At 56.5% G+C, this 25,690-nt stretch carries 25 protein-coding genes; 13 read left to right on the top strand and 12 right to left on the bottom strand.

The features are described from left to right. Positions 1–200: 200 nt before the first annotated feature. The 5 genes from hypE to hypA are packed head-to-tail and all read right to left on the bottom strand — an operon-like array spanning position 201 to position 3,818. Entirely contained in the window at positions 201–1,211 is a 1,011-nt protein-coding gene (gene hypE, locus ACQ0PY_RS18360; RefSeq protein WP_044266646.1) for a hydrogenase maturation carbamoyl dehydratase HypE, read from the bottom strand. Next, positions 1,208–2,329: a hydrogenase formation protein HypD gene (gene hypD / locus ACQ0PY_RS18355; RefSeq protein ID WP_044266644.1), complete on the bottom strand. Its 1,122-nt coding sequence runs from the start codon at positions 2,327–2,329 to the stop codon at positions 1,208–1,210. The genes hypE and hypD overlap by 4 nt, the downstream gene beginning before the upstream one ends. Next, on the bottom strand, positions 2,329–2,601 hold the full coding sequence (gene hypC, locus ACQ0PY_RS18350; RefSeq protein ID WP_042999584.1) for a hydrogenase 3 maturation protein HypC: 273 nt from the start codon (positions 2,599–2,601) through the stop codon (positions 2,329–2,331). Before hypC ends, hypD begins: the two co-directional genes overlap by 1 nt. Beyond that, positions 2,592–3,464, bottom strand: coding sequence for a hydrogenase nickel incorporation protein HypB (gene hypB / locus ACQ0PY_RS18345; protein WP_042999585.1), 873 nt, complete (start codon positions 3,462–3,464; stop codon positions 2,592–2,594). Before hypB ends, hypC begins: the two co-directional genes overlap by 10 nt. Before the next feature lie 3 nt (positions 3,465–3,467). Continuing rightward, positions 3,468–3,818, bottom strand: coding sequence for a hydrogenase maturation nickel metallochaperone HypA (hypA, locus tag ACQ0PY_RS18340; protein WP_042322631.1), 351 nt, complete (start codon positions 3,816–3,818; stop codon positions 3,468–3,470). Between the two features lie 210 nt (positions 3,819–4,028). Between hypA and hycA the strand changes: the two genes are divergently transcribed. From hycA to hycI, 9 genes are all read left to right on the top strand, one after another. Further along, positions 4,029–4,490 carry a formate hydrogenlyase regulator HycA gene (gene hycA, locus ACQ0PY_RS18335; protein ID WP_042999586.1) on the top strand — a complete coding sequence of 154 codons (462 nt, stop codon included), beginning with the start codon at positions 4,029–4,031 and terminating at the stop codon, positions 4,488–4,490. 136 nt (positions 4,491–4,626) lie between these two features. Next, a complete protein-coding gene (gene hycB, locus ACQ0PY_RS18330) occupies positions 4,627–5,238 on the top strand; it encodes a formate hydrogenlyase subunit HycB (RefSeq protein WP_042999587.1) in 612 nt (203 codons plus the stop codon). Further along, a complete protein-coding gene (gene hycC / locus ACQ0PY_RS18325; RefSeq protein ID WP_061069679.1) occupies positions 5,235–7,061 on the top strand; it encodes a formate hydrogenlyase subunit 3 in 1,827 nt (608 codons plus the stop codon). The genes hycB and hycC overlap by 4 nt, the downstream gene beginning before the upstream one ends. Positions 7,062–7,063: 2 nt before the next feature. Further along, positions 7,064–7,987: a respiratory chain complex I subunit 1 family protein gene (locus ACQ0PY_RS18320; RefSeq protein WP_042999589.1), complete on the top strand. Its 924-nt coding sequence runs from the start codon at positions 7,064–7,066 to the stop codon at positions 7,985–7,987. A gap of 17 nt (positions 7,988–8,004) precedes the next feature. Further along, positions 8,005–9,714, top strand: a complete 1,710-nt coding sequence (gene hycE / locus ACQ0PY_RS18315) for a formate hydrogenlyase subunit HycE (protein ID WP_042999590.1) — start codon at positions 8,005–8,007, stop codon at positions 9,712–9,714. Between the two features lie 9 nt (positions 9,715–9,723). Further along, on the top strand, positions 9,724–10,266 hold the full coding sequence (hycF, locus tag ACQ0PY_RS18310) for a formate hydrogenlyase subunit HycF (RefSeq protein WP_044255059.1): 543 nt from the start codon (positions 9,724–9,726) through the stop codon (positions 10,264–10,266). Beyond that, a complete protein-coding gene (hycG, locus tag ACQ0PY_RS18305) occupies positions 10,266–11,033 on the top strand; it encodes a formate hydrogenlyase subunit HycG (protein WP_042999592.1) in 768 nt (255 codons plus the stop codon). Before hycF ends, hycG begins: the two co-directional genes overlap by 1 nt. Further along, positions 11,030–11,440, top strand: coding sequence for a formate hydrogenlyase maturation HycH family protein (locus ACQ0PY_RS18300; protein WP_054176951.1), 411 nt, complete (start codon positions 11,030–11,032; stop codon positions 11,438–11,440). Before hycG ends, ACQ0PY_RS18300 begins: the two co-directional genes overlap by 4 nt. After that, positions 11,433–11,897, top strand: coding sequence for a hydrogenase maturation peptidase HycI (gene hycI, locus ACQ0PY_RS18295; RefSeq protein ID WP_044266632.1), 465 nt, complete (start codon positions 11,433–11,435; stop codon positions 11,895–11,897). The genes ACQ0PY_RS18300 and hycI overlap by 8 nt, the downstream gene beginning before the upstream one ends. A 26-nt stretch (positions 11,898–11,923) precedes the next feature. Here hycI and ACQ0PY_RS18290 read toward each other — a convergent pair whose 3' ends face one another. From ACQ0PY_RS18290 to ascF, 3 genes are all read right to left on the bottom strand, one after another. Beyond that, positions 11,924–12,175 carry a SymE family type I addiction module toxin gene (locus ACQ0PY_RS18290; protein WP_042999595.1) on the bottom strand — a complete coding sequence of 84 codons (252 nt, stop codon included), beginning with the start codon at positions 12,173–12,175 and terminating at the stop codon, positions 11,924–11,926. Positions 12,176–12,342: 167 nt separating this feature from the next. After that, a complete protein-coding gene (locus ACQ0PY_RS18285) occupies positions 12,343–13,767 on the bottom strand; it encodes a 6-phospho-beta-glucosidase (RefSeq protein WP_044266627.1) in 1,425 nt (474 codons plus the stop codon). A gap of 21 nt (positions 13,768–13,788) precedes the next feature. Next, positions 13,789–15,243, bottom strand: a complete 1,455-nt coding sequence (gene ascF / locus ACQ0PY_RS18280) for a PTS cellobiose/arbutin/salicin transporter subunit IIBC (RefSeq protein WP_054176949.1) — start codon at positions 15,241–15,243, stop codon at positions 13,789–13,791. A gap of 265 nt (positions 15,244–15,508) precedes the next feature. Between ascF and ACQ0PY_RS18275 the strand changes: the two genes are divergently transcribed. The 3 genes from ACQ0PY_RS18275 (at position 15,509) to hypF (ending at position 19,556) form a co-directional block, all read left to right on the top strand. Further along, entirely contained in the window at positions 15,509–16,522 is a 1,014-nt protein-coding gene (locus ACQ0PY_RS18275; RefSeq protein ID WP_109739422.1) for a LacI family DNA-binding transcriptional regulator, read from the top strand. 144 nt (positions 16,523–16,666) lie between these two features. After that, a complete protein-coding gene (gene hydN, locus ACQ0PY_RS18270; RefSeq protein WP_042999599.1) occupies positions 16,667–17,212 on the top strand; it encodes an electron transport protein HydN in 546 nt (181 codons plus the stop codon). 103 nt (positions 17,213–17,315) lie between these two features. Further along, entirely contained in the window at positions 17,316–19,556 is a 2,241-nt protein-coding gene (gene hypF / locus ACQ0PY_RS18265) for a carbamoyltransferase HypF (RefSeq protein WP_109739421.1), read from the top strand. A 106-nt stretch (positions 19,557–19,662) separates the two neighbouring features. On the opposite strand, the gene norW is transcribed toward hypF, so the two are convergent. Together norW and norV are read right to left on the bottom strand one after the other, a co-directional pair. Further along, on the bottom strand, positions 19,663–20,805 hold the full coding sequence (gene norW, locus ACQ0PY_RS18260; protein WP_109739420.1) for an NADH:flavorubredoxin reductase NorW: 1,143 nt from the start codon (positions 20,803–20,805) through the stop codon (positions 19,663–19,665). Next, positions 20,802–22,247: an anaerobic nitric oxide reductase flavorubredoxin gene (gene norV, locus ACQ0PY_RS18255; RefSeq protein ID WP_109739419.1), complete on the bottom strand. Its 1,446-nt coding sequence runs from the start codon at positions 22,245–22,247 to the stop codon at positions 20,802–20,804. The genes norW and norV overlap by 4 nt, the downstream gene beginning before the upstream one ends. Positions 22,248–22,434: 187 nt before the next feature. Here norV and norR point away from each other — a divergent pair, with 187 nt between their 5' ends. Next, on the top strand, positions 22,435–23,952 hold the full coding sequence (norR, locus tag ACQ0PY_RS18250; protein WP_109739418.1) for a nitric oxide reductase transcriptional regulator NorR: 1,518 nt from the start codon (positions 22,435–22,437) through the stop codon (positions 23,950–23,952). Here the strand turns inward: norR and gutQ are convergent. Both gutQ and srlR read right to left on the bottom strand, forming a co-directional pair. Beyond that, entirely contained in the window at positions 23,949–24,914 is a 966-nt protein-coding gene (gene gutQ, locus ACQ0PY_RS18245) for an arabinose-5-phosphate isomerase GutQ (RefSeq protein WP_109739417.1), read from the bottom strand. The genes norR and gutQ overlap by 4 nt on opposite strands. Beyond that, positions 24,907–25,680 (bottom strand): glucitol operon DNA-binding transcriptional repressor SrlR, encoded by a 774-nt coding sequence (gene srlR / locus ACQ0PY_RS18240; RefSeq protein WP_042999605.1) that lies wholly within the window; start codon positions 25,678–25,680, stop codon positions 24,907–24,909. Before srlR ends, gutQ begins: the two co-directional genes overlap by 8 nt. Positions 25,681–25,690 lie beyond the last annotated feature (10 nt).

Raw genomic sequence — 25,690 nt, 5'->3', positions numbered from 1 at the left:
GCGCGGTGCAAAAAAAGAAATTAAATTATAGGTATAGACACTCGACTTCCGCTGGGTGTCGACAAAAAACGCCTTATCCGGCCTACGGTTCGAACAGTTTGTGTGAGTTGAATAACGGCGAAAACGCCTTATTCGACCAACGGTTCAACCGATTGTGTAGGCTGGATAAGGCGACGCCGCCATCCGGCATAATGACGGACTTAACAGATCCGCGGCAGCGGTTCTGCATGCGGTAAATCCAGCGTGCGCTTCACGCCGTAAAGACCGGCCAGACGCACACCTTTACGTTCGACCACTTCGCCAATCAGTGCCGCATCGCGCCCCAACGGATGGGCATGCAACGCCGCCAGCACCTGCCCGGCCGCCTGACGTTCAACGGCAATGACCAGCTTGCCTTCGTTTGCGAAGTTAAGCGCATCCAGACCCAGCAGTTCACATACTCCACGAACGGCAGGTTTCACGGGAAGTGCGGATTCGGACAGCTCAATGCCAAAACCGCAGGCGGCAGCAAACTCATGGGCGACCGCGTTCACGCCGCCACGCGTCGCGTCGCGCAGGGCTTTCACGCCGGGGATATCGCGCAACGACTGAATTAGCGGCGTTAATACCGCGCAGTCGCTGACCAGTTCGCCATCCAGCCCTAACTGTTCACGCAGATTAAGAATAGTGGCGCCGTGATCGCCCAGCGTACCGCTGACCAGCAGCACGTCGCCCGCTGCCAGGGTTTGTGCACCCCAGTGAATATTGGCCGGAATCGCCCCCATGCCTGCAGTGTTGATGAACAATTTGTCCGCTGCGCCACGTTGAACAACTTTTGTATCGCCGGTCACAATCGCGATATTGGCCTCACGCGCGGTGGCGGCCATGCTGTTTACCACGCTTTTCAGCGTCTCCATCGGCAGTCCTTCTTCGAGGATAAAGCCGCAGGAGAGATAGCGTGGAATTGCGCCGCTGACGGCGACGTCATTGGCGGTACCGCAGATCGCCAGCTTGCCGATGTTGCCGCCGGGGAAAAACAGTGGGTCAATGACGTAGCTGTCGGTGGAGAATGCCAGCCGATCGCCTTCAGCGACCAGTTGCGCCAGTTCAAGCCGCGCCTGATCTTCCTGCTCCGCCAGCCACGGGTTAGCGAAGGCTTCCATAAACAGACTGTTAATCAGTTGCTGCATGGCCTGACCGCCGCTACCGTGGGCGAGTTGTACGCTGTTCATGCTTCACACTCCTGCTGACGATACTGATACCAGGCGGCGCATGCGCCTTCTGAAGAGACCATCAGTGCGCCGAAGGCGGTCTCTGGATTACAGGTCTTGCCAAACAACGGGCACTGATGCGGTTTACATTTCCCGGTCAGCACGTCGCCGCAGCGGGCGCGCGGGTCGTCGTAAACCTGCTGAGGTGCCGGTCGGAAATGCGCTTCGGCATCAAAACGCTGATAGTCAGGCGTCAGATGCACGCCGGAGGATTCAATCACCCCCAGGCCGCGCCACTCGCTGTCGCCGGTGACGCAAAATACGTCGGCAATAGCCTGTTGCGCCAACAGGTTGCCGGCGTCTGGCACCACGCGGCGATACTGGTTTTCGACCTGGCTGTGGGCCGCTATTTTCTGCTCAACCAGCATCACGACGCCTTGCAGTAGATCAAGGGGTTCGAATCCAGCGACCACCAGCGGACGATGAAACTCACTGGCAATAAAATGATAGGCGTCGGTACCGATCACCATACTGACGTGACCTGGAGCGAGAAACGCGTCGATGCCGTTATCGGGCTGTTCCAGCAGGCTGCGCAGGGTCGGAATGAGCGTGATGTGCTGACAGAAGAAGTAAAAATTCTGCACGTCGCGCAGTTTTGCCTGTTGCAGGGTAATGGCGGTGGTCGGCATGGTCGTTTCAAAGCCGAGGCCGAAAAACACGACTTTACGCGTTGGGTTTTCCTGCGCCAGTTTGAGCGCATCCATCGGCGAGTAGACGATGCGAATGTCCGCACCGCGCGCTTTCGCCTGCAACAGCGAACCTTGTTTCCCCGGCACGCGCATGGCGTCGCCAAAGGTACAGAAAATCACCTCCGGATGGCTGGCAATTTCAACGCAACTGTCGATACGTCCCATCGGCAGTACGCAGACCGGACAACCCGGGCCGTGGATAAACTCCACGTTATCAGGGAGCAACTGGTCGAGACCAAATTTGAAGATCGCGTGTGTATGGCCGCCGCAAACTTCCATAATGCGCAGCGGACGTTCAGCGGTATACGGCAGATGCGCGGCACGTTCACGCAGGTGTTCAATCAGTTGCATCACCTGTTCCGGCGCGCGGTATTCGTCAACAAAACGCATTATTTTTCCTCGCCATACAGCAAAGCGCCGACGTCCGGCTCAACATCAAACATGTTCTGGAGCGCATCGAGCGTGTCGCGCGCTTCGGCTTCGTTAATCACGCTCATGGCAAAACCGACGTGGACCAGTACCCACTGGCCCAGACGAGGTTCGCCGTGCTCATCACAACTGCCGACCAGCGTCAGATCGACGTCGCGCTGAATGCCGCAAACGTCGACTTTCGCCAGGTTACCTTCGATAGTGCGGATTTGGCCGGGAACGCCTATGCACATCGCTGTGCCTCCAGCCAGTTCAGCCACTGATCCATTCCTTCGCCGCTGGTGGCGGAAATCAGGATGATCTCGATATCCGGATTAACTTCCCGGGCACTGGCAATGCACTTCTCAACGTCGAAATTCAGGTACGGTAGCAGATCGACTTTGTTGAGCAGCATCAGCGAGGCGGCGGCGAACATATGCGGGTATTTCAGCGGCTTGTCTTCGCCTTCGGTGACAGAAAGCACCGCCACTTTATGGCGTTCGCCGAGATCAAAACTCGCCGGGCAGACGAGGTTACCGACGTTTTCGATAAACAGAATGCCGTGGTCTTCCAGCGGCAGACGCGGCGCGGCATCGGCAATCATCTGCGCATCGAGGTGACAGCCTTTGCCGGTGTTGACCTGAATGGCCGGAGTGCCCGTGGCGCGAATGCGTGCGGCGTCGTTGACCGTCTGCTGGTCGCCTTCAATGACGGCGCACGGGACGCTGTCTTTCAGCTTCATCAGCGTTTCGGTAAGCAGAGTGGTTTTACCGGATCCTGGGCTGGAGACGAGGTTGAGCACCAACTGTTGGCGCGCGGCGAAGCGGGCGCGGTTGCGCTCGGCCAGACGGTTGTTTTTATCCAGCACGTCGATTTCTACTTCCAGCATACGCCGCTGGCTCATGCCTGGCGCGTGGGTGCCGGCTTCACCGTGACCGTAGTGCAGATCGCCTTCTTCCGTCTGGCTCGGGGTGAATTCGGACGTTTTTATGCCGGTAATATTCAGCGCCGGGCGAGCTGCCGGGGCAAAAGGCGCGCTGCGAAACGCGGAATGAGGGTTATGCTCATCACCCTCTATATAAAGGTTGCCTTCAGCGCAACCGCATGTTGTACACATCGCTCACTCCTGATCTATTTCTATTCGTCGAATCTGTAATCCATCATCGGCCACGATTTGCAGCGTGTCGCTATTGCATTGCGGGCAACGGCGTACGCGTTGGGTCAGTAAGGTGACGTATTGCTGACAGGATTCACACCAGCATTCGGCTTCTTGTTCCTCGAGGTGCAGTTTACAACCTTCCGCAACGGTGCCACGGCATACCAGATCAAAACAAAAGGAGAGAGCGCTGGTTTCTACGCAAGAAAATGCGCCAATTTTGAGCCAGACCCCAGTTATCCGTTTTGCGCCGTGCGCGACGGCCTGTTGTTCGATCAATTCCAGTGCCCGCTGGCAAAGGGTAATTTCGTGCATAGTGCCTCCCGATATGATGGGCAGTGATAAGCAATAACTATGCCAGCCTGAAAGTTGGGGGCATTTGTCGATGACGATGATGACGAAATGACATGTCATTCGGGCGTCGACAGCCGTCTTTTATTATTAAATTCATGAAAAAACAAATAGTTAAAAACTGGCATGGAAAATGCTTATGGCAGGCTATCTCTGTTAAACGGGTAACCTGACATGACTATTTGGGAAATAAGCGAAAAAGCCGATTACATCGCGCAGCGGCATCGTCGCCTACAGGACCAGTGGCATATTTACTGCAATTCGCTGGTTCAGGGGATCACCCTGTCGAAAGCGCGTCTGCACCATGCGATGAGCTGCGCGCCGGATAAAGATCTCTGTTTCGTACTGTTCGAACACTTTCGCATCACCGTCACGATGGCGGAAGGCTTCAACAGCCACACCATTGAGTATTACGTCGAAACAAAAGATGGCGAAGATAAGCAACTGATTGCACAGGCGCAATTGAGCATTGATGGCAAAGTGGACGAGCGGGTCAGCAACCGTGAGCGTGAGCAGGTGCTGGAACACTATCTCGATAAAATCGCCAGCGTTTATGACCGACTGTATGCCGCTGTTGAAAGCGGGTCGCCGATCAATCTGAGCCAACTGGTGGCGAGACAAAATCCGGCGGCCTGACCCCAGCGTTTTACGTCGTGACGTCGTCTCATGGGTTGTCACGACGCTTTAAGGGACAGACGTGTCGAACAGTGTCGAAAATGACATTTCATCGGCATGTTTTCGTCAAAAATGACTATCACCTGAGGAATGCCTGGTGAATCGTTTTGTAATTGCTGACTCCACGCTCTGTATCGGCTGCCACACCTGCGAGGCCGCCTGTTCAGAGACGCATCGCCAGCACGGCCTACAGTCTATGCCGCGCCTGAAAGTGATGCTGAATGAAAAAGAATCTGCGCCGCAGCTTTGCCACCACTGTGAAGATGCCCCTTGCGCCACCGTGTGTCCGGTTAACGCCATTAACCGGGTGGATGGCGCCGTACAGCTTAATGAAAGCCTGTGCGTGAGCTGCAAACTGTGCGGCATTGCCTGTCCGTTTGGCGCGATCGAATTTTCCGGCAGCCGTCCGCTGCATATCCCGGCCAACGCCAATACGCCTAAAGCACCACCAGCGCCACCGGCACCGGCTCGCGTCAGTACGCTGCTGGACTGGGTTCCGGGCGTGCGTGCCATCGCGGTGAAATGCGATCTGTGCAGTTTCGATGAACAAGGCCCGGCCTGCGTACGGATGTGTCCGACGAAAGCTCTGCATCTGGTGAACAACATGGACATCGCCCGCGCCAGTAAACGGAAACGTGAGCTGACTTTCAATACTGACTTCGGCGATCTCTCCTTGTTTCAGCAGGCTCAGAGTGGGGAGGCAAAATGAGCGCAATTTCACTGATCATCAGCGGTGTGGCCTGGTTTGCCGCCGCCGCCGTCCTGGCATTTCTGTTCTCTTTTCATAAAGCGCTTAGCGGCTGGGTTGCTGGCGTGGGCGGCGCGGTGGGGTGCTTGTGTACTGCCGCGGCGGGTTTCTCCGTGCTCATCAACGCTGTCGCGGTGCGCGGCGTGATGCCGTTTATCGGTCACAGCGTGCAAATCACCCCACTGAATGCCATCTGGCTGATTACGCTGGGGCTGTGCGGACTGTTTGTCAGTTTGTACAACATCGACTGGCATCGCCATCCGCAGGTCAGGGCCAACGGTCTGCTGGTGAATCTGCTGATGGCGGCGGCGGTGTGCGCAGTTGCCGCCAGCAATCTCGGCACGCTGGTGGTGATGGCGGAAATCATGGCGCTGTGTGCGGTGTTCCTGACCGGATGCAGCAAAGAAGGCAAGCTGTGGTTTGCGCTGGGGCGTCTCGGTACGCTGCTGCTGGCGATCGCCTGTTATCTGGTGTGGCAGCGCTATGGCACCCTTGAGTTGCGTCTCCTCGATCTGCGCACTCAGGAACTGCCGCTGGGCGCTGACATCTGGCTGCTTGGCGTGGCGGGCTTTGGTCTGCTGGCCGGGATTATTCCGCTGCACGGATGGGTGCCGCAGGCTCACGCGAACGCCAGCGCTCCAGCGGCGGCCCTGTTCTCCACCGTGGTGATGAAGGTCGGTCTACTGGGCATTCTCTCGTTATCGCTGATTGGCGGTAATGCGCCGTTGTGGTGGGGTGTGTTACTGCTGGTTCTCGGCATGATCACCGCGTTTGTCGGCGGTCTGTATGCGTTGATGGAGCACAATATTCAGCGCCTGCTGGCGTATCACACGCTGGAAAACATCGGCATTATCCTGCTCGGTCTCGGCGCAGGCGTGACCGGGATTGCTCTCAAACAACCGACGCTGATTGCGCTGGGCCTGACCGGTGGTCTCTATCACCTGGTGAACCACAGCCTGTTCAAAAGCGTGCTGTTTCTTGGCGCGGGCAGCATCTGGTTTCGTACCGGACATCGCGATATCGAAAAACTGGGCGGCATCGGTAAACGCATGCCGGTCATTTCCATTGCGATGCTGGTGGGGCTGATGGCGATGGCTGCACTGCCGCCGCTGAACGGATTTGCTGGCGAGTGGGTGATCTACCAGTCCTTCTTCAAACTGGGCAACAGCGGCGCGTTTATTGGTCGTCTGCTGGGGCCACTACTGGCGGTCGGACTGGCGATTACCGGTGCGCTGGCGGTGATGTGTATGGCGAAAGTGTATGGCGTGACGTTCCTCGGCGCGCCGCGCACGAAAGAGGCGGAAAACGCCTGCTGTGCGCCTCTCCTGATGGGCATCAGCGTCGTGGCGCTGGCGATTTGTTGCGTACTCGGCGGGGTTGCCGCGCCGTGGCTGTTGCCGCTGCTGGCGACTGCCGTACCGTTGCCGCTGGAAACCGCCAATACCACCGTATCGCAACCCATGATCACGCTGTTGCTGATTGCCTGTCCGCTGCTGCCATTCATCATCATGGCGATGTTCAAAGGCAACCGTCTGCCATCGCGTTCTCGCGGGACGGCATGGGTCTGCGGTTACGATCACGAGCAGTCGATGGTCATTACCGCGCACGGTTTCGCGATGCCAGTGAAGGAAGCCTTTGCACCGGTTCTCAAACTGCGTAAGTGGCTCAATCCGGTAGCGTGGGTTCCGGGTTGGCAAAGCGCGGCGGTACCGGTGCTGTTCCGCCGCCTGGCGCTGATCGAACTGGCCGTGCTGGTGGTGATTGTGGTTTCACGAGGAGCCTGAGAATGAGTGTTTTATATCCGTTAATTCAGGCGCTGGTGTTATTTGCCGCTGCGCCGCTGCTATCCGGCGTGACCCGCGTGGCGCGTGCCCGTCTGCACAATCGCCGCGGTCCTGGTGTATTGCAGGAGTATCGCGACCTGCTCAAACTGCTGGGCCGTCAGAGCGTCGCGCCAGCGGATGCTGGCTGGGTCTTTCGTCTGACGCCGTTTGTGATGGTGGGCGTTATGCTGACCATCGCTACCGCGCTGCCGGTGGTAACCGTGGGTTCACCGCTGCCGCAACTGGGCGATTTGATCACGTTGATTTATCTGTTCGCTATTGCCCGTTTCTTCTTTTCTATCGCGGGACTTGATACCGGCAGCCCGTTCACGGCGATCGGTGCCAGTCGTGAAGCGATGCTCGGCGTGCTGGTGGAGCCGATCCTGCTGCTGGGACTGTGGGTCGCTGCGCAGGTTGCGGGTTCCACACATATCAGCAATATCACCGATACGATCTATCACTGGCCAGCAGCCCGCAGCATTCCGCTGATTTTGGCACTGTGCGCCTGTGCGTTCGCCACCTTTATCGAAATGGGCAAACTGCCGTTCGATTTGGCGGAAGCGGAGCAGGAATTGCAGGAAGGGCCGCTGACCGAATACAGCGGCAGCGGTTTTGCGGTGCTGAAGTGGGGCATTAGCCTGAAACAGCTGGTAGTACTGCAAATGTTTGTCGGCGTGTTCCTGCCGTGGGGACAGATGGAAACGTTCAGCGCAGGTGGACTGTTGCTGGCGCTGGTGATCGCCATCATCAAGCTGCTTGTCGGCGTACTGGTGATTGCCCTGTTTGAAAACAGCATGGCGCGTCTGCGTTTTTGCGCCACCTCACGCGTGACCTGGGCCGGTTTTGGGTTTGCGTTTTTAGCGTTCGTCTCCTTGCTGGTGGCGTGATTTAAGAGAGTTTGAGCATGTCTGAAGAAAAAGTTGGTCAACAATACCTTGCTGCACTGCACCAGGCGTTTCCTGGCGTGGTGCTGGACGAAGCCTGGCAGACCCGGGATCAGCTGACCATCACCGTGAAGGTCAACTATCTGCCGGAAGTGGTCGAATTCCTCTACTACAAGCAGGGCGGATGGCTCTCGGTGCTGTTTGGCAATGATGAACGCCAGCTGTGTGGTCATTACGCGGTGTACTACGTGCTGTCGATGGAGCAGGGTACCAAATGCTGGATCACGGTACGTGTTGAAGTTGATGCCAATAAGCTGGAATTCCCGTCCGTCACGCCGCGCGTGCCGGCTGCCGTCTGGGGCGAGCGCGAAGTGCGCGACATGTACGGTCTGATCCCGGTCGGTCTGCCGGACGAACGCCGTCTGGTGCTGCCGGATGACTGGCCGGACGAACTCTATCCGTTGCGTAAAGACAGCATGGATTATCGTCAGCGCCCGGCACCGACCACCGATGCGGAAACCTACGAGTTCATCAATGAACTGGGTGACAAGAAAAATAATGTGGTGCCGATTGGCCCGCTGCACGTCACTTCGGATGAACCGGGACACTTCCGCCTGTTTGTTGATGGCGAAAATATTATCGACGCTGATTACCGCCTGTTCTATGTCCATCGCGGCATGGAAAAACTGGCGGAAACCCGGATGGGCTACAACGAAGTCACCTTCCTGTCGGATCGCGTTTGCGGGATCTGCGGCTTCGCCCACAGCACCGCGTATACCACCTCCGTTGAAAACGCGATGGGCATCGTGGTGCCGGAACGCGCGCAGATGATCCGCGCCATTCTGCTGGAGGTGGAGCGTCTGCACTCCCATCTGCTGAACCTCGGTCTGGCCTGTCACTTCACCGGTTTTGACTCCGGTTTTATGCAGTTCTTCCGCGTACGCGAAACCTCCATGAAGATGGCGGAGATCCTGACCGGGGCGCGTAAGACTTACGGTCTGAACCTGATCGGCGGGATTCGTCGCGATCTGCTGAAAGAGGACATGATCCAGACCCGTCAACTGGCGCAGCAGATGCGTCGCGACGTGCAGGAACTGGTGGATATGCTGCTCAGTACGCCGAACATGGAACAGCGCACCGTGGGAATTGGTCGTCTGGATCCAGAGATTGCGCGTGATTTCAGTAACGTTGGGCCGATGGTTCGCGCCAGCGGTCACGCTCGTGACACCCGCGCCGATCACCCGTTTGTCGGTTACGGTCTGCTGCCGATGACGGTTCACAGCGAACAGGGCTGCGATGTGATCTCGCGTCTGAAAGTGCGTATCAACGAAGTGTACACCGCACTGAATATGATCGACTTCGGTCTGGACAACCTGCCCGGCGGTCCACTGATGGTGGAAGGCTTCACCTACATTCCGCATCGCTTTGCGCTGGGCTTTTCCGAAGCACCACGCGGTGACGATATTCACTGGAGCATGACCGGCGACAACCAGAAGCTGTATCGCTGGCGCTGTCGTGCGGCGACTTACGCTAACTGGCCGACCCTGCGTTACATGCTGCGCGGCAACACCGTTTCTGATGCACCGCTGATTATCGGTAGCCTTGACCCTTGCTACTCCTGTACTGACCGCATGACCGTGGTGGATGTGCGTAAGAAGAAGAGCAAAGTCGTGCCATACAAAGAACTTGAGCGCTACAGCATTGAGCGTAAAAACTCGCCGCTGAAATAAGGAATCGCCATGTTTACCTTTATCAAAAAAGTCATCAAAACCGGCGCGCCGACTTCGTCTTATCCGCTGGAGCCGATTGCGGTTGATAAAAACTTCCGCGGTAAGCCGGAGCACAATCCGCAGCAGTGCATTGGCTGCGCGGCCTGCGTGAATGCCTGCCCGTCAAATGCGTTGACGGTGGAAACGGATCTGGCCAGCGGCGAACTGGCCTGGCAGTTCAACCTCGGGCGCTGCATTTTCTGCGCCCGCTGCGAAGAAGTGTGCCCGACGGCGGCGATCAAGCTTTCGCAGGAGTATGAACTGGCGGTGTGGAAGAAAGAGGATTTCCTCCAGCAGTCCCGTTTTGCGCTGTGCAACTGCCGCGTATGCCATCGTCCTTTCGCTGTTCAGAAAGAGATTGATTACGCCATTGCGCTGCTTAAGCACAACGGCGACAGCCGCGCGGAGCATCACCGCGAAAGCTTTGAGACCTGCCCGGACTGCAAACGTCAGAAGTGCCTGGTGCCGTCCGACCGAATTGAACTGACTCGCCATATGAAAGAGGCCAGCTGATGAGCCATTTATTAGGTCCGCGTGACGCAAACGGTATTCCGGTACCGATGACGGTGGATGAGTCCATCGCCAGCATGAAGGCGTCATTACTGAAAAACATCAAGCGTTCAGCCTATGTTTACCGCGTGGACTGCGGCGGCTGTAACGGCTGTGAAATTGAAATTTTCGCGACCTTATCACCATTGTTTGACGCCGAACGCTTCGGTATCAAAGTCGTACCGTCGCCGCGTCATGCGGACATACTGCTATTCACCGGCGCGGTTACCCGTGCGATGCGCTCCCCGGCGCTGCGTGCCTGGCAGTCTGCGCCCGATCCGAAAATCTGCATCTCTTACGGCGCCTGCGGCAACAGCGGCGGTATCTTCCATGACTTGTACTGCGTCTGGGGCGGCACTGACAAAATTGTGCCGGTGGATGTGTATATTCCAGGATGCCCGCCGACGCCTGCGGCAACGCTGTACGGCTTTGCGATGGCGCTGGGCCTGCTGGAGCAGAAAATTCATGCTCGTGCACCGGGAGAACTGGACGATCAGCCAGCGGAAATCCTGCATCCGGACATGGTGCAGCCGCTGCGTGTGAAGGTCGATCGCGAGGCGCGTCGACTGGCCGGTTATCGCTATGGGCGTCAGATTGCGGATGATTACCTGCGTCAACTCGGCCAGGGTGAACATCAGGTGGCGCGCTGGCTGGAAGCGGAAAGCGATCCGCGTTTGACCGAGATCGTCACCCACCTGAATCAAGTAGTCGAAGAGGCGCGTATCCGATGAGTGAAACGGTGGTGTTCAGTCAACTGAGCCGTAAGTTTATTGATGAGAACGATGCGACGCCCGCCGAGGCGCAGCAGGTTGTCTATTACAGCCTGGCGATTGGTCACCATCTTGGGATCATCGACTGCCTGGAAGCCGCGCTGACCTGCCCGTGGGAGGCGTATCTGACGTGGATTGCCACGCTGGAAGAGGGCAGCGAGGCCCGTCGGAAGATGGAAGGTGTGCCGAAGTATGGCGAGATCGTCATCGATTTTAATCATGTGCAAATGCTGGCGCACGCGTTTGATCGTGCGCTCGCGGTACAGACCCCGGAGCAGCAGGCATGGAGCAAACAGATGCTCAGCATGTTGCACGATATTCATCAGGAGAGCGCGATTTACCTGATGGTAAGGAGACACCGTGACTGACGTTTTATTGTGTGTTGGCAACAGCATGATGGGGGATGACGGCGCGGGTCCGCTGCTGGCAGAAAAATGCGCGGCGCAGGCGAAAGGTCACTGGGTGGTCATTGACGGAGGCTGTGCGCCGGAAAATGACATCGTGGCCATTCGCGAACTGCGCCCGGATCGTCTGCTGATCGTGGACGCTACCGACATGGGGTTGAATCCCGGCGAGATCCGCATTGTCGATCCTGACGATATCGCCGAGATGTTCATGATGACGACCCACAATATGCCGCTGAATTATCTGGTTGATCAGCTTAAAGAAGACGTCGGCGAGGTGATCTTCCTCGGGATTCAGCCGGATATCGTCGGGTTCTATTATCCTATGACTCAACCCATTAAGGATGCCGTCGACACCGTTTACCAGCGTCTCGACGGCTGGGAGGGCCACGGCGGCTTTGCGGAATTAGCGGCGTCGTGACATTCAGGCCGGATGACGCTATGACCTCATCCGGCCTGTTCCTCTCTCACCTGTTCGATCACTAATTTCCCCTGCATTACCGCCACATTGACAAGGGTACCGGTCGGAAAACCCGCCTGTTCCAGCCAGTCGCCATTAATGGTTAACGACGCATGCCGGCTATAGCGGCGCGTGTTGCCGGTTTTTGGATCTTCATGGCGCTTTCTGACATAGCTCACCTTTAAACGACGAAACGGCCTGATGATAGCGATTTCAGGACTGCCAGCCTCAATAGTCATAAACGATTCCTTGTTGCCCACGAGTAGATGAAAATACCTGTATAAAATGCCAGTAAAAAAGGGAAGGGGCAAACCGAAAACTGGAAGGGAGATAGCGGAAACGAAATGCAAATGATGTAACGAGGGAAGGGAAGGGCGGACAGCGCGAGCGCCATCCGCCATCCTGTTTACGCCAGATCCTGACCGTTGCTGGCGATCACTTTTTTGTACCACCAGAACGATTTTTTACGCGTTCGCGCAAGCGTACCGTTACCGGCATCATCGCGGTCGACATAGACGAACCCGTACCGTTTGCTCATCTCACCCGTCGACGCGGCCACCAGATCAATACAGCCCCAGGTGGTGTAACCCATCAGCGGCACGCCGTCTTCAATGGCGTCAGCCATCGCACGGATGTGTTCGCGCAAATAGCTAATACGATAATCGTCATTAATGTGGCCATCGGCATCGATTTCATCTTTTGCCCCGAGACCGTTTTCCACCAGGAACAGCGGTTTCTGGTAGCGGTCGTACATCATATTCATCGTGATGCGCAGTCCAAGCGGGTCGATCCCCCAGCCCCAGTCGCTGACCTGGATGTACGGGTTGCGCATTGACTTCACCACGTTCGCGGCACTGCTGTTCTTTGTGTTCATCTCAGCCGACGCGCAGCGCGACGTGTAATAGCTGAAAGAGACAAAATCGACGGTGTTTTTCAGGATTGCATCATCTGCCGGGGCTTTCTCAATCACCACACCTTTTTCACGAAACACACGGGCAGAGTAAGCTGGATATGCGCCGCGCGCCTGTACGTCAATGAAGAACAGGTTTTCACGATCTTTTTCCAGCGCTGTCCAGACATCTTCCGGTTTGCAGGAGTACGGATAAAAATTACCGCCCGCCAGCATGCAGCCCACCTGGTTCTGCGGGTTGATCTCATGGGCGATTTTCGTCGCCAGCGCGCTGGCAATCAGCTCATGGTGCGCGGCCTGATATTTCACCTGATCCTGATTTTCCCCCTCTTCAAACACCAACCCCGCGCCGGAGAAAGGGCTGTGCAGCATGATGTTGATTTCATTGAAGGTCAGCCAGTATTTCACCAGACCGTCAAAGGCGTCAAAACAGGTACGCGCATAGCGGGTGAAAAACTCCACCATCTTGCGATTACGCCAGGAGCCGTATTCGGTAACCAGGTGCATGGGCACGTCGAAGTGGCACAGTGTAACCAGCGGTTCAATACCGTACTTTTTGCACTCGGCAAACACCGCGCGATAGAAGGCAATGCCTTCCTCGTTAGGCGTCAGTTCGTCGCCGTTGGGATAAATACGGCTCCAGGCAATCGAGGTGCGAAAGACGGTGAAGCCCATTTCCGCCATCAGGGCGATATCGTCCTTATAGCGATGGTAAAAATCGATCGCCTGATGGCTGGGATAAAATTCATCATTCCGCAGCTGGAAACGTTTCTCCTGTCCCAGTTTGACCGGCATGCGATGCTCGCCGTGCGGGATCATATCGACAGTGGTCAGCCCTTTGCCGCCCTCCCGGTATGCGCCTTCAGCCTGGTTGGCGGCCAGTGCGCCGCCCCATAAAAATCCTTGCGGAAATACAGCCATAATAACCTCAGTGAATAACAGTCAGACGCTGGCACCTTTAACCGTAGACGGTTGTGCAGCCTGGTTTTTTCGTGCCTGTGCGGCCGCGTCTTCGACGGGGATATCTTCAAAGCCCAGCAGCAGCGTCAGGACAAATGACAACACCACCGCCAGCGCCATGACGCCAAATACCCAAACAATAGTCATGGGATTCGCCGGATCGAAGAACTGAACGCTGGTAAACAGGCCCGGTGCCGCCATTGAGTGGCTGGCGAGTCCAGCCATCCCGGCGACCGCGCCACAGATAAAGCCGCTGATCAAGCTGGCAATCAGTGGACGTTTCAGGCGCACCGCCACACCGTAGAGCGCGGGTTCCGAAATTCCGGCCATGATGGCCGAGGCCGCCGCTGCCAGCGCAGTCTGGCGCAGTTCCGGGTTTTTCGTTTTCCAGGCTACCGCCAGCGAGGAACCGCCGAGCGACAGGTTGGCGCCAATTTCGGACGGCATGACCATCCCTTCTTTGCCCGTTTCGGCAATGGTCTGAATGATGGTTGGCGTAAAGACGCGGTGCATCCCGGTCATTACCAATAGCGGCCACAGCGCGCCCATGATGGCAACAGACAACCAGCCGAGATAACCGTGAATGGTATAGACCAGCGCGGAAATCGCGCTACCAATCCAGATGCCAATCGGCCCAATCAGGACGATAGCCAGCGGCGCGGCGATCAGCACGATCAGCATAGGTTTCAGGAAGTTTTTGGTGACCGCGGGCGTAATGCGATCCACCCAGCGTTCGATGTACGACAGACACCAGGTCATCACCAGCGCCGGAATAACCGTATAGGTGTATTTCACCGCGGTGACCGGGATCAGGGCGAATTCAACGTGTTCACCCTGTGCCGCTTTCGCCATCAGGTCGATAAAGCTTGGATGCACCAGCACCCCGGCAATGGCGATCGCCAGCGACATGTTGGTTTTAAATTTAATCGCCGCCGAGGCCGCCACCATTAACGGCAGGAAGAAGAAGGCGCCATCGCCGATCACGGTCAGGATCGTTAACGTGGAGGAGCCTTTTTCCAGCACGCCGGTCATTTCAAGGATCATTGCCAACAGTTTTAGCATCGATCCGCCGATAATCGCCGGGATCAGCGGCGACATGGTACCGATTAGCGCATCAAGGATCCCCGCGCCAATGCGTCTGAGCGTCAGCTTGGGTTTGCCAACGGGCTCGGCGGGTTGCATATCGCCCGGCAACAGGTTGACGACCTCACGATACGCCTGGGAGACGGTATTGCCGATAATCACCTGGCACTGGTTGTCGCTGCGAACGACGCCGAGTACACCGCTGAGGGTTTTGAGCGTGGCACTGTCGACCAGCGTGTCATCTTTCACAACGAAACGCAGACGCGTCATGCAGTGTGTCACTGCGGTGATATTGTCGACGCCGCCCAGAGCCGTCACCACGGAGCGCGCCAGCGCTGCATAATTCTTGGACATAGGATTTTTATCCTGTTTTATCAGTAGGGTACGTTTTATTTTTGCCGCACATTCGCCTGAGCGATCGTCGGTGATGAAACGCTGATGAGAAACCGGTTCCACAAAATCATGAATAGTTTATTCAAGTTGGGCAATATTTAATTTTATTCATTTTCGTGAAATGTGATTCATATCACTCGCGGTTTTCTGGGGTGATTTAGCATCGGGGACAACCACGCGGCAGTGAAGTACACTGCATCTCATTGCGAGAAAAGGAAGAAAACTTATGACGACGATGCTGGAGGTAGCGCAGCGGGCCGGGGTGTCGAAGGCGACGGTCTCCAGGGTGCTTTCAGGGAATGGCTACGTCAGCCAGGAGACGAAGGATCGTGTATTTCAGGCAATTGAAGAGAGCGGCTATCGGCCTAACCTGCTGGCGCGTAGCCTTGCGGCGAAAACCAGTCAGACGCTGGGGCTGGTGGTGACTAACACCCTCTACCACGGCGTCTATTTTAGCGAATTGCTGTTTCATACCGCGCGGATGGCGGAAGATCAGGGGCGTCAGCTTCTGCTTGCCGATGGAAAACACAGCGCGGAGGAGGAACGCCAGGCGATCCAGTATCTGCTGGATTTGCGCTGCGACGCGATCATGATCTACCCGCGTTTTCTCAGCGTGGATGAGATCGATAAAATAATCGACAGCCACTCGCAGCCGATTATGGTGCTTAACCGCCGGTTACGGAAAAACAGTAGCCACTGCGTCTGGTGCGATCAAAAGCAGACCAGTTTTAACGCCGTGGCGGAACTGATTAGCGCAGGCCATCAGCAGATTGCCTTTATCACCGGTTCGATGGACTCACCCACCGGGGTTGAACGCCTGTCGGGGTACAAAGAGGCACTGACCCGACATGGTATCGCCGTTAATGACGACCTGATCGTCAAAGGCAAATGGACGCCGGCCTGCGGTGCCGCAGGGGTGGACGTGCTGCTTTCTCGCGACGTGACGTTCAGCGCGCTGGTGGCCAGCAATGACGACATGGCGATTGGGGCCATCAAACAGTTGCATGACAAAGGGGTCGCCGTGCCATCGCAGGTGTCGGTGATTGGTTTTGACGATATCGCGATGGCGCCCTACACCATACCGGCGCTTTCCAGCGTCAAAATTCCGGTGACGGAGATGATTCAGGAGACCATTGGCCGACTCATTTTCATGCTGGACGGCGGGGCGTTTACGCCACCGAAAAGCTTCACCGGCACGTTGATTCGCCGAGATTCCGTTATGTCGATGGCGGCGCAGTAACATTGTCACCCGTCATCGTCATTCGTGACGATGACACCATAACGGTCACCCTCTGTTTTTAAATATCGTTAAATTACAGCAAGATAAAAACTGGCATGATTTGTGAATGTTTCGGCACATTATCTGTCATTGCTGGAGAATTTGATGAACCGTTTCATCATTGCAGACGCCAATAAGTGCATTGGTTGCCGTACCTGTGAAGTGGCCTGCGTGGTCTCCCATCAGGAAAACCAGGACTGCGCGTCACTGACCCCTGAAACCTTTTTACCCCGTATTCATGTAATCAAAGGTGTGAATGTCTCGACGGCGACGCTGTGCCGCCAGTGCGAGGACGCGCCGTGTGCGAACGTCTGTCCGAACGGTGCCATCAGCCGTGATAAAGGTTTTGTTCATGTCATGCAGGAACGTTGCATTGGCTGCAAAACCTGCGTGGTGGCCTGTCCATATGGTGCAATGGAAGTCGTGGTGCGTCCGGTTGTGCGTAATAGCGGTGCCGGCCTGAACGTACGGGCAGAAAAAGCGGAAGCTAACAAGTGCGATCTCTGTTATCACCGCGATGCCGGTCCGGCCTGTATGGAAGCCTGTCCGACGCATGCCCTGATTTGCGTTGACCGTAATAAGCTCGAGCAACTCAGCGCGGAAAAGCGTCGTCGTGCGGCGCTGGATTCTTCCGCTTCTTTGCTTTTCTGATTCCTGCCGCAAAAATCACTCAGGAAACGCGCTGGCATCAAGGGAATTCCCGGAAATTTTCGTAAAATACCTTTCCGGGAATGATGATGGCGAGAATGACTCAATGGCAACAAATACCCCCTCTGGCATACAGCTCCGTATTCGCGGCAAAGTTCAGGGCGTCGGCTTTCGTCCTTTCGTCTGGCAACTGGCGCAGCAGCTTCAGTTGCATGGCGACGTCTGTAATGATGGCGATGGCGTGGTGGTTCGATTGCTGGAAGATCCCGCGCTGTTTATCCGTGAACTGCATGCCCATTGTCCGCCATTGGCGCGTATCGACAGCGTAGAAAGTGAGCCTTTTCGCTGGGCGCAGCCGCCCACGGAGTTCAGCATTCGCCAGAGTGCGGGCGGCACGATGAACACCCAGATTGTGCCCGATGCCGCGACGTGCCCGGAATGTCTTGCCGAAATGAATACGCCCGGAGAGCGGCGTTATCGCTATCCATTTATCAACTGCACCCATTGCGGCCCGCGTTTTACCATTATCCGGGCGATGCCCTACGATCGTCCGTTTACCGTGATGGCGTCATTTCCGCTCTGCCCGCAATGCGACAGCGAGTATCGCGATCCCTGTGACCGACGTTTTCACGCCCAGCCGGTGGCGTGCCCGGCGTGTGGTCCGCATCTGCGCTGGCTGAGCGGCGGATACCAGGCGGAAAAAGAGGCGGCATTACAGGCTGCGGTTGAAATGCTACAGACCGGAGGTATTGTTGCCGTTAAGGGGATCGGCGGATTTCATCTGGCCTGCGATGCGGGAAACAGCGATGCCGTGGCGCGGCTTCGTGCGCGTAAGCGCCGTCCGGCAAAACCGCTGGCGGTTATGCTGCCGGATGCGTCGGGCCTGTCGGATGCGGCGACCCGACTGCTGAAAACGCCCGCCGCCCCGATTGTGCTGGTGGATAAGCAACATGTTTCCTCGCTGTGTGACGGTATTGCCCCAGGGCTTGCGGAGGTTGGCGTGATGTTGCCCGCCAATCCACTTCAGCACCTGTTGCTCCAGGCACTGAAGCGCCCGCTGGTAATGACCTCCGGCAATCTTAGCGGTAAACCGCCGGCCATCAGCAACGAACAGGCAATTAAGGATTTGCAGGATATTGCCGAGGGTTTCCTGTTACACAATCGCGACATCGTGCAGCGCATGGACGATTCCGTGGTACGTGAAAGCGGTGAAATGCTGCGTCGCTCGCGGGGATATGTCCCGGACGCGCTGGCGTTGCCGCCGGGATTTCATCATATACCACCGATACTCTGTCTGGGGGCGGATCTGAAAAACACCTTCTGCCTGGTGCGCGGTGAGCAGGCGGTGATCAGCCAGCATCTTGGCGATCTCAGCGATGACGGGATACAGAATCAGTGGCGTGAGGCACTGCGGCTAATTCAGAACATCTATGATTTCACGCCGCAACGCATCGTTCATGATGCTCATCCGGACTACGTTTCCAGCCAATGGGCGAGCGAAATGAACCTGCCGACAGAGATTGTGTTGCATCATCATGCCCATGCCGCGGCGTGCCTTGCCGAGCATGGGTGGCCGCTGGACGGTGGCGATGTTATCGCCCTGACGCTGGACGGCATTGGAATGGGTGACGCGGGCGCGCTGTGGGGAGGAGAGTGTCTGCGGGTGAACTACCGTGAGTGTGAACATCTTGGTGGATTGCCCGCCGTGGCGCTTGCCGGTGGCGATCTCGCCGCGAAGCAGCCCTGGCGTAACCTGTTAGCGCAGTGTCTGCGCTTTGTGCCTGACTGGCAGCGCTATCCGGAAACGCAATACCTACAGCGACAGAACTGGAACGTGCTGGCGCGAGCGATTGAGCGTGGGATTAACGCACCGCTGGCCTCGTCCTGCGGGCGTCTGTTCGATGCGGTTGCCGCAGCGCTGAACTGCGCGCCAGAATCGCTCAGTTATGAAGGGGAAGCCGCCTGCACACTGGAGGCGCAGGCGTCGCAATGCGTGGGGGTTAAACATCCGGTCACGCTTCCCTTGACGGGGAATCAACTGGATCTGGCAACCTTCTGGTCGCAGTGGCTGAACTGGCAGGCAACGCCCGCTGAACGCGCATGGGCTTTCCACGATGTGCTGGCACAAGGGTTTGCCGCGATGCTGCGCGAGCAGGCCACGGCACGCGGTATCAACACGCTGGTGTTCAGCGGTGGGGTGATGCACAACCGGTTACTGTCAGCTCGCCTGGCTTATTATCTGGCGGATTTTACGCTGTTGTTCCCGCAGCAGTTACCAGCCGGTGACGGTGGACTGTCGCTGGGACAGGGGGTGATTGCTGCGGCGCGTGGGATGGCGGAAGCATAAAAAAGCCCCGGGGCAGGCGGGGCGAAACGACAAGCAATATCGCACTTCCGTGTGCATGAGGTTAATCAATCAGTGGCGATAGCGCCGGATGGCGACGCAGAGCGTCTTATCCGGCCTGCCGAGGCAACGTTTTCAGCAGGGCGAAAGCCTCCTTCATTCTGTCTTCACTTACCACGAAGGCGCAGAGCTGTCCTTCACCGTTCATCCCTTTGGCTACCATGCCGTCAGATTCTGCGGCAATGTGCCAGTTCAGATCGCGACGCTGGGTTTCCCCTGCCAGATGCAGCGGCAGTTCTGGCGTTTTGATTTTGACTAACATGGCAGGCAGCTTCAGCGGCGCGTTGCCGCCGAGCAGATTTTTCGCCAGGTACATCGCACTGAGCTGAATAGGCTGCAGGAATGGTAGCACCTGACCGTTGATCTCCGCGCAGTCGCCGAGGGCATAAATATCCGGGTGGCTGGTTTGCAGGTAGCTGTCGACACAAACGCCGCGGTTGAGGGTTAAACCGGCGCGACGCGCCAGCGCCGTTTCCGGGCGCAGACCCGTGGCGGCAATCACCGCATCGACGTGAATGCTGCGCTCGCGATCGAACGTTGCACGAATACCGGATGCGCTTTTCTCCAGCCCTTGTAACTGTGATTTCAGCAACAGGTGTACACCCATATCGGTAAGACGATGCTGTAAGCGACTGCTCACTTCCGGCGGCATCAGCGAAGCAAGCAGGCTGGCTGCGTTATCTATCAGCGTGACCGCTTTACCTGCGCGGCAGAAATCCATCGCCAGTTCGGTTCCAATCAACCCGCCGCCGACAATCAGCACCCGTTGGGCATCGCGTAGCTGTGTTTCGCAGGCACGGTACTCCTGCTGGCTGTTCAATGTGAGCATTAACTCACGTCCTGCTATCGGTGGAACAAAGGCCGCAGCGCCCGTAGCCAGCACCAGTTTGTCGTACTGCCACTGCTTGTCCTGGCTTTTTACCACGTGGGCATCGGCATCAATGTCGGTGACCCAGGTGTGGGGAAAGAGACGCAGAGCAAACTGTTCAGCAAACTCTCCCGCCGACTGACGGGTGAGGTCGTCGGCGTGCTGCGCCTGGCTTATCACATGACTGAGATCGGGTTTGTTATACTCATCCATGCTGTCAGCCGCAATCAGAGTTAACGGGACATCCGCGTCCTGCTTGCGAATGTTTTTGACTAACTGGCGGGCAGCAAAGCCCGAACCAATGATGACAATTCCCCGGCTCATTTTGCCTCCGTTGCCAGCACGTCGAAGACATCTTTGCCTAATGAACATTCCGGACAGAGGAAGTTGTCCGGCACATCGCTCCACGGCGTACCTGGCGCGACATCCTGCAACGGTTCACCTTTTGCCGGATCGTAAATCCACTGGCACACGCTGCACTGCATGCTCGGACCGAGGTCGGCTGCTGCGGCGGCGCAGGCGCATGCTTCTTCTTTGGTTGTCGCTTTCACTGTCGCGTCCGGCAACGGCGCGAGCGCCCATTGACGCGCGATTTCACGACCGTGCTGGCGGCACAGTTCCAGCGCATCCAGGTCCGGGCGCCATTTGGCCTTCAGGCTCAGCGACATTTCAAAACCGGCATCCTGTAAACGGGTGGATAAGCGGTCGACCGCTCCGCCGCTCCAGCCGTGGGAACCAAAAGCGCTGGCGCGTTTGTTACGAAAACGCAGACCGGTCATCTCTTCCACCAGACCGGCGATTTTCGGCATCATCACATTGTTCATCGTGGAGGTGCCGACCAGCACACCTTTAGAGCGAAAAACGTTGGTCAGGATTTCGTTTTTATCGCTGCGGGCGACGTTAAAAATTTTCACTGCCACGTTCGGGTCGACTTCGTTAATTCCCTGTGCAATCGCATCCGCCATCATGCGGGTGTTATTGGACATGGTGTCGTAGAAAATTGTGATGCGATCTTCCTGATAATCCGCCGCCCATTTCAGATACAGCTCAACAATCTGGGTCGGATTATCGCGCCAGACCACGCCGTGGGAGGTGGCAATCATATCGACCGGCAGGTTGAAGCCGAGGATTTCGGTAATTTTTGGCGTCACCAGACGACTGAACGGGGTCAGGATATTGGCGTAGTAACGCTGGCACTGTTCGAACAGCTCGGCCTGATCCACTTCATCGTTAAACAGACGTTCGTCGCAGTAGTGCTGACCGAAAGCGTCGTTACTGAACAGGACGGCATCGCCGGTCATGTAGGTCATCATGCTGTCCGGCCAGTGCAGCATCGGCGTTTCCACGAAGATCAACTGTTTGCCGTTACCAATATCCAGCGCGTCGCCGGTTTTCACGACGTTAAAATTCCACTCCGGATGGTGATGATGACCGGTAATCGAGTCAATCGCGTTGGCGGTACAGTAGATAGGGGTATCCGGGATCTGCGTCATCAGCTCGGTCAGCGCCCCGGCGTGATCTTCTTCCGCATGGTTGATGATGATGTAGTCGATGGCGTCCAGGTCGATTTCATTACGCAGGTTCTGCACAAACTCACGGCTGAATTTATGATCGACGGTATCGATCAGGACATTTTTTTCTTCACGGATGAGATAGCTGTTGTAGCTGCTGCCGCGCAGCGTTTTGTATTCGGTTCCGTGGAAATCACGCACTTCCCAGTCACGTTGGCCAACCCAATGGATATTATTTTTAACCAGAATAGACATAGCAACCTCAATTCATTTAGCGTTGTTCAAATAAGTTGTTTCGCTTATTGCAGGTCGCGTGCCAATTTTTTATCTATTTGATTTTTATTGATTTAAAATTTTATACTCATTAGATGGTAGTCAAAAAGACTATTCATAACACAGTCAATATGACAGTATGGATTGTCAAAATGACAGTGAGGACAGCATGAGTTTTTCTGTTGATGTTCTGGCGGGGATCGCCATTGAATTACAGCGCGGAGTGGGCCATCAGGATCGTTTTCAGCGTCTGATTACTACGCTGCGTCGGGTGCTGGAATGCGATGCTTCTGCGTTGCTGCGTTATGAGGCGCGCCAGTTTATCCCGCTGGCGATTGATGGTCTTGCACGTGATGTGCTCGGCAGGCGTTTTACCCTCGAAGGGCATCCCCGACTGGAGGCCATCGCCCGCGCCGGAGACGTGGTGCGCTTTCCGGCAGACAGCGATTTGCCTGACCCGTATGACGGATTGATCCCGGGGCAGGAGAGTCTGAAAGTGCATGCCTGTATTGGGTTGCCGCTTTTTGCCGGGCAGAATCTGATCGGCGCGCTGACCCTCGATGGCATGGCGCCGGATCAGTTTGATATTTTCAGCGATGAGGAGTTACGGCTCATCGCCGCGCTGGCCGCCGGTGCATTGAGCAATGCGCTGCTGATTGAACAACTGGAAAGCCAGAATATGTTGCCGGGGTCGAGTACCGATTTCGAACAGATAAAAGAGACGCAGATGATTGGTCTCTCGCCGAACATGATGCAGTTGAAAAAAGAGATCGAGATTGTGGCAGGCTCCGATCTCAACGTGTTAATCAGCGGCGAAACTGGTACCGGGAAAGAACTGGTGGCGAAGGCGATTCATGAAGGTTCACCTCGCGCGGTCAACCCGTTGGTCTACCTGAACTGCGCCGCGCTGCCGGAAAGCGTGGCGGAGAGCGAACTGTTTGGTCATGTAAAAGGGGCATTCACCGGGGCCATCAGCAACCGTAGCGGCAAATTTGAAATGGCCGATAACGGCACGTTATTCCTCGATGAAATTGGTGAACTGTCGCTGGCTCTGCAAGCCAAACTGCTGCGCGTATTGCAGTATGGCGATATTCAGCGCGTCGGCGATGACCGCAGCCTGCGCGTGGATGTGCGCGTGCTGGCAGCAACGAATCGCGATCTTCGTGAAGAGGTGCTGGCGGGACGTTTTCGTGCCGATCTGTTTCATCGTCTGAGCGTGTTTCCGCTTTTGGTTCCCCCGCTACGGGAGCGCGGGGAAGATGTGGTGTTACTGGCGGGTTATTTTTGCGAGCAGTGTCGATTACGACTGGGGCTTTCCCGCGTGGTGCTCAGTCCTGGGGCGCGTAGCCATCTGCTGAATTACGGCTGGCCGGGTAACGTGCGTGAACTGGAACATGCGATTCATCGGGCGGTAGTGCTGGCGCGCGCGACCCGATCCGGAGACGAAGTGGTACTGGAAGCGAAGCATTTCGCGTTGCAGGAGGAGGCTATGACGCCGCAGCCGGAAGTGACAGCGGATTTACCGCGCAATCACAATCTGCGTGATGCGACGGAGGCGTTCCAGCGGGAAATGATTCGCCAGGCGCTGGCGCAAAATAATCACAACTGGGCGGCCAGCGCCCGGGCACTTGAAACGGACGTCGCCAACCTGCACCGGCTGGCGAAGCGTCTGGGGCTGAAGGATTAGAGTATCCCGGCCTGATAGAAATCCTGCAGGTTGATGGCGCCGGTGAGCTTACCGGTTTCATCCACCACCGGCGCGGCGGTAATTTTGCGTTTCATCAGGATCTCTTTGGCATCAATCGCCCGGCTTTCTGACTGCAAGGTGATGCCGCTGTGGGTCATCGCTTTACTGACCGGCGTGGTGAGCGCGCCGCCGCCAACCAGCCAGCGACGCAGGTCGCCGTCGGTAAAGACGCCTTTCACCTGCATCTGGTCGTCGCAAACGGCGACCAGACCCAGACCGGTACGGCTTAATTCCAGCATCGCGTCCATCACGCTGGTGGCAAGTTGAACCTGCGGGACAGCGTCGTCACGGCGCATCAGGTGATGCACTTTATTAAGCAAACGCGCGCCTAACGCACCGGCCGGATGCGAGCGGGCAAAATCTTCTTCATTGAAGCCGCGTGCCTGCATAACCGCCATCGCCAGCGCGTCGCCCATCATCAGGGTATTGACGGTGCTGGAGGTCGGTGCCAGGTGCATCGGGCAGGCTTCGCGCTCAACGGAGATATCCAGAACAGCCTTCGCCGCCAGACCCAGCGGTGAATTGGGTTTGCCGGTCATTGCCAGCAGGGCGATGGATTTATCTTCCAGACGCGGGATGATGAGATCCAGCTCTTTTGCGCCGCCGGAATAGGAGATAAACAACATCACGTCACGGCTTTCGATCATCCCCAGATCGCCATGCAGCGCTTCGGCAGGGTGAACAAAAAAGGCCGGGGTGCCGGTACTGGCGAGCGTCGCGGCGATTTTCTTACCAATATGGCCCGATTTGCCGATACCTGAGACAATCACTTTGCCTTCACAGTGGATAATGGTATTGGCGGCGCGGATAAAATCATCGCCCAGACGTTCCGGCAGACGGCTTGCTTCCTGTAATTCCAGCATTAACGTCTGACGGCCCGCGTTCAGTAGTGCATCACTCATTGGTTTCTCCGGTTATGATCACTTCAATCCCTTTTTCTTCCAGCGCCTGACGAAATGCGGGATCAATACCCGCGTCGGTAATCAGTTTGTCGACGCTTTCCAGACTGCACACAACATTCGGACTCTTGCGGCCAAACTTTGATGAGTCCGCCATCAGAATGACTTCGCGAGCGGCGTTACACATCGCTTTGCTGACGGTGTAAACCTCATTAAAGGTGGTCACGCCGGCACTGAGATCAATACCGTCGGTGCCCATGAAGAGTTTATCAAAACTGAACTGCTCAAAGGCGTTTTCGGCCAGTTGTCCGTGAAATGAGGCCGATTTTTTACGAAATGTTCCGCCAGGCATCAGGATGGTTTGTTCGTTGTCTAACTCGGACAGCGCGTTGACAATGTGCAGGCTGTTGGTCATGACGGTGATATTGCTAAAGCGGGTAAGCATCGGCACCATTTGTAGCACGGTACTCCCGGCATCCAGAATGATGGAGTCGCCATCATGGATAAAGCGGACCGCAGCTTCAGCAATACGCTCTTTCTTATGCGTATTGATCAGCGTTTTGTGATCGATAGGCGGATCGGACTCATCTTTATTTAACATCACGCCGCCATAGGTGCGAATGACGGTACCGGCATTTTCCAGAACGACAAGATCTTTGCGAATGGTCGTGCCCGTGGTGTCAAAGTACTGGGCCAGTTCTTCCACAGAGCTTTTACCCTGTTTTTGCAGATGCTCCAGAATGGCGGCCTGACGCTGACGAGGTTTCATAGGCGAAATA

The sequence above is a fragment of the Citrobacter sp. LST-B2 genome (assembly GCF_057983045.1).
This window is presented reverse-complemented; position numbering and strand designations above follow the sequence as displayed.

What these genes read in the sequence shown, in the direction of transcription:
- hypC (WP_042999584.1), bottom strand. Translation starts at nt 2,601, where the DNA reads ATGTGCATAGGCGTTCCCGGCCAAATCCGCACTATCGAAGGTAACCTG.
- hypD (WP_044266644.1), bottom strand. Translation starts at nt 2,329, where the DNA reads ATGCGTTTTGTTGACGAATACCGCGCGCCGGAACAGGTGATGCAACTG.
- hypE (WP_044266646.1), bottom strand. Translation starts at nt 1,211, where the DNA reads ATGAACAGCGTACAACTCGCCCACGGTAGCGGCGGTCAGGCCATGCAG.
- hypA (WP_042322631.1), bottom strand. Translation starts at nt 3,818, where the DNA reads ATGCACGAAATTACCCTTTGCCAGCGGGCACTGGAATTGATCGAACAA.
- norW (WP_109739420.1), bottom strand. Translation starts at nt 20,805, where the DNA reads ATGAGCCGGGGAATTGTCATCATTGGTTCGGGCTTTGCTGCCCGCCAG.
- ascF (WP_054176949.1), bottom strand. Translation starts at nt 15,243, where the DNA reads ATGTCCAAGAATTATGCAGCGCTGGCGCGCTCCGTGGTGACGGCTCTG.
- hycE (WP_042999590.1), top strand. Translation starts at nt 8,005, where the DNA reads ATGTCTGAAGAAAAAGTTGGTCAACAATACCTTGCTGCACTGCACCAG.
- hydN (WP_042999599.1), top strand. Translation starts at nt 16,667, where the DNA reads ATGAACCGTTTCATCATTGCAGACGCCAATAAGTGCATTGGTTGCCGT.
- ACQ0PY_RS18285 (WP_044266627.1), bottom strand. Translation starts at nt 13,767, where the DNA reads ATGGCTGTATTTCCGCAAGGATTTTTATGGGGCGGCGCACTGGCCGCC.
- gutQ (WP_109739417.1), bottom strand. Translation starts at nt 24,914, where the DNA reads ATGAGTGATGCACTACTGAACGCGGGCCGTCAGACGTTAATGCTGGAA.
- hypF (WP_109739421.1), top strand. Translation starts at nt 17,316, where the DNA reads ATGGCAACAAATACCCCCTCTGGCATACAGCTCCGTATTCGCGGCAAA.
- norV (WP_109739419.1), bottom strand. Translation starts at nt 22,247, where the DNA reads ATGTCTATTCTGGTTAAAAATAATATCCATTGGGTTGGCCAACGTGAC.
- hypB (WP_042999585.1), bottom strand. Translation starts at nt 3,464, where the DNA reads ATGTGTACAACATGCGGTTGCGCTGAAGGCAACCTTTATATAGAGGGT.
- norR (WP_109739418.1), top strand. Translation starts at nt 22,435, where the DNA reads ATGAGTTTTTCTGTTGATGTTCTGGCGGGGATCGCCATTGAATTACAG.
- srlR (WP_042999605.1), bottom strand. Translation starts at nt 25,680, where the DNA reads ATGAAACCTCGTCAGCGTCAGGCCGCCATTCTGGAGCATCTGCAAAAA.
- ACQ0PY_RS18275 (WP_109739422.1), top strand. Translation starts at nt 15,509, where the DNA reads ATGACGACGATGCTGGAGGTAGCGCAGCGGGCCGGGGTGTCGAAGGCG.
- hycC (WP_061069679.1), top strand. Translation starts at nt 5,235, where the DNA reads ATGAGCGCAATTTCACTGATCATCAGCGGTGTGGCCTGGTTTGCCGCC.
- hycF (WP_044255059.1), top strand. Translation starts at nt 9,724, where the DNA reads ATGTTTACCTTTATCAAAAAAGTCATCAAAACCGGCGCGCCGACTTCG.
- ACQ0PY_RS18300 (WP_054176951.1), top strand. Translation starts at nt 11,030, where the DNA reads ATGAGTGAAACGGTGGTGTTCAGTCAACTGAGCCGTAAGTTTATTGAT.
- ACQ0PY_RS18320 (WP_042999589.1), top strand. Translation starts at nt 7,064, where the DNA reads ATGAGTGTTTTATATCCGTTAATTCAGGCGCTGGTGTTATTTGCCGCT.
- hycA (WP_042999586.1), top strand. Translation starts at nt 4,029, where the DNA reads ATGACTATTTGGGAAATAAGCGAAAAAGCCGATTACATCGCGCAGCGG.
- hycG (WP_042999592.1), top strand. Translation starts at nt 10,266, where the DNA reads ATGAGCCATTTATTAGGTCCGCGTGACGCAAACGGTATTCCGGTACCG.
- ACQ0PY_RS18290 (WP_042999595.1), bottom strand. Translation starts at nt 12,175, where the DNA reads ATGACTATTGAGGCTGGCAGTCCTGAAATCGCTATCATCAGGCCGTTT.